Annotated in this window: 1 pseudogene; it reads left to right on the top strand. The window is 63.2% G+C overall.

What is annotated here, in order from left to right:
- Nucleotides 1-26: 26 nt before the first annotated feature.
- Nucleotides 27-200 (top strand): annotated as a pseudogene (locus tag EN807_RS33050) (LPS export ABC transporter periplasmic protein LptC); the annotation flags it as partial.
- Nucleotides 201-383 lie beyond the last annotated feature (183 nt).

A 383-nucleotide genomic window follows, 5' to 3' on the forward strand; every position in this document is an offset into this window, starting at 1 on the left:
ACGAAACGACCAATGCCGAGACGGCTTTGGCGCCAGCGGCGCCAGCCGGCACGCGCGGTGATGCGTTCGACCGCGCGCAGCGGCATTCGCGCCGGGTGCGCGTGCTGAAATTCGCTGTGCCGCTGCTTGCGGCTGGCATCGCCATCGCCTTTCCGGTCTATTCCTATCTTGCCGCCCCGGTGTCGATCTCGGCGGAGAGTATATCGAAGCGTTTGTCGCGTTTGATGTAGCCAAGAAGAAGCACGCGGTGGCGATCGCGGAGGGCGGCCGCACCGGCGAGGTCCGGTTTGTCGGCGAGGTCGAAAATAGTCCTGCAGCGATAGAGCGGACGATCAAGAAGCTGGGAAAGAAGTATGATCGACTGCACGTCTGCTTCGAGGCCG

Source organism: Mesorhizobium sp. M5C.F.Ca.ET.164.01.1.1, assembly GCF_004792125.1.
GTDB lineage: Bacteria > Pseudomonadota > Alphaproteobacteria > Rhizobiales > Rhizobiaceae > Mesorhizobium > Mesorhizobium wenxiniae.